Source organism: Streptomyces sparsus, from assembly GCF_054776295.1.
Genome location: NZ_BAAHCA010001740.1, coordinates 1 through 519, shown reverse-complemented (window position 1 = coordinate 519; position 519 = coordinate 1). Strand labels below are relative to the sequence as shown.

Below are 519 nucleotides of genomic sequence, written 5' to 3'. Positions count from 1 at the left end.
CGGGTCGGACGGGTCGCCGAGGTGGACGCGCCGCCGCCGCCCGCCGCCCAGGGGCTGCGGGTGCGGCCGAAACAGCACGTCGTCGACGCCTACCGGGACCCGGCCTCCCTCTTCCGCCGGGCCTTCGGCGCCATCGCTCCGCTGCCCGACGAGAACGACCCCCGCTACCGGGCCGCGGGCCTGGCCGCGTCCGGGGGCGTCGCCACCGCCCGGTCCCTGGCCCGGTTCTACGCCGCGCTGATCGGCCCGGTCGACGGGCGGCGCCTCTACACGCCGGCCACCCTGACCGTCGCCCGCACCGAGGAGTCCGCGGGGCCCGACCGGGTGCTGGTCGTCCCCACCCGCTTCGGGTCCGGCTACATGCTGCACGGCCCCGCCTCGCCGATGCTGTCCCCGGTGTCGTTCGGCCACCCGGGACGCGGCGGCTCGCTCGGCTTCGCCGACGCGGACGCCGGCGTGGCCTTCGGTTACGTCACCGGCTCACTCCAGAAGTCCGTCACCTCGGACCCCCGCGCGCAG

Annotated in this window: 1 protein-coding gene; it reads left to right on the top strand. The window is 77.6% G+C overall.

The annotated features are described in order from the left end of the window. On the top strand, positions 1-519 hold a 519-nt coding region (locus tag ACYVE9_RS30590), incomplete at both ends, for a serine hydrolase domain-containing protein (RefSeq protein WP_461031094.1).